The 1226-nt window shown below is 64.1% G+C and carries 3 protein-coding genes; all 3 read right to left on the reverse strand.

Features of this window, described 5'->3' with window-relative positions:
- A partial coding sequence (gene tnpB, locus VQ042_RS26290) for an IS66 family insertion sequence element accessory protein TnpB (protein ID WP_442880256.1) occupies nucleotides 1-178 on the reverse strand: 178 nt, incomplete at its 3' end.
- Between the two features lie 17 nt (nucleotides 179-195).
- A complete protein-coding gene (gene tnpB / locus VQ042_RS25600; RefSeq protein WP_331823052.1) occupies nucleotides 196-357 on the reverse strand; it encodes an IS66 family insertion sequence element accessory protein TnpB in 162 nt (53 codons plus the stop codon).
- A 17-nt stretch (nucleotides 358-374) separates the two neighbouring features.
- Nucleotides 375-788 carry an IS66-like element accessory protein TnpA gene (gene tnpA / locus VQ042_RS25605; protein ID WP_331823053.1) on the reverse strand — a complete coding sequence of 138 codons (414 nt, stop codon included), beginning with the start codon at nucleotides 786-788 and terminating at the stop codon, nucleotides 375-377.
- Nucleotides 789-1226 lie beyond the last annotated feature (438 nt).

The following is a 1226-nucleotide window of genomic DNA, read 5'->3' on the forward strand; positions in this document are numbered from 1 at the left end:
TCATCACCAGGCCGCTGCCATCAAAAACGAGGATCTTCAGGCGGTCGCCACGCTTCGAGCGAAAGACCACTGTCAGACCGCAATACGGGTCAAGCCCGAGCTCGTTCTGCACCGTCGCCGCAAGACCGTCGTGGCCGCGCCGAAAGTCCACCGGGCGCGTCGCGATCACGATCGGCATGTGCTGGCCCGGGACGATCACCGGCGCACCTCCAGGGCTCTGACAATCTCGGCAATGCGTCGCCCGCACACNGTCAGACCGCAATACGGGTCAAGCCCGAGCTCGTTCTGCACCGTCGCCGCAAGACCGTCGTGGCCGCGCCGAAAGTCCACCGGGCGCGTCGCGATCACGATCGGCATGTGCTGGCCCGGGACGATCACCGGCGCACCTCCAGGGCTCTGACAATCTCGGCAATGCGTCGCCCGCACACCTCCGGCGGCAGCCGGATGACAACATCACCGGCAACGATCTCAACCCGCTGTGCCGGCTCCTTCTCGGTCACCGCATCCGGCTCGCTCACCTGCAGCGGGACGAAGGCAGCCATCTGGGCACCGCACGCTTCCGGCAGCGCCAGCAACCCATCGCGCGCCGCCCGGCGCCATTGCGTCAGCTGCTGAGGCGCCACGCCGTGCCGGCGCGCCACATCATTGACCACGGCGCCCGGCCTGAAGCTCTCACCGACGATCCGGCCCTTCACATCATCCGGCCATCTGCGTCGGCCGGTGCGACCCGACACGACCTCCATTCGCCCGACGAAGCCGTCCCCGCCATCCGTATCCCGTTCGAACATCGCGCCCTCCAATCCAGGGAAANGCTGCGTCGGCCGGTGCGACCCGACACGACCTCCATTCGCCCGACGAAGCCGTCCCCGACATCCGTATCCCGTTCGAACATCGCGCCCTCCAATCCAGGGAAAGGGCGCCAGACTCGCAGACCGGGGAAGCCATCGAAAGCGTAAAGCCAATGGAGCTCAGGCCGCGCTTACGAAACGACGCGCGATAACGGCATCTATCGACGCTCCACAAGCTTCACCGCCGCAATCGACCTTGATTCTGTGTTGGATAACTTGCGTGAATGGGTGGCACTCTGGTTTGATATGTATCCATCCGGTGTGACTTGCGATTACCCATAAATCGGCGTGACTGCTGATCTGGCTCCGGGCCAAAGTTCTTGAATGGGAGGAATCGCTTGTGATTCCTGTGTGAGCACCTGTTGATTCGGAGGTGCT

The sequence above is a fragment of the Aurantimonas sp. A2-1-M11 genome (assembly GCF_036549475.1).
Classification (GTDB): Bacteria; Pseudomonadota; Alphaproteobacteria; order Rhizobiales; family Rhizobiaceae; genus Aurantimonas.

Bases quoted from the DNA above. Each gene is read 5' to 3' on its own strand.
- tnpA (WP_331823053.1), bottom strand. From the start codon at position 788: ATGTTCGAACGGGATACGGATGGCGGGGACGGCTTCGTCGGGCGAATG.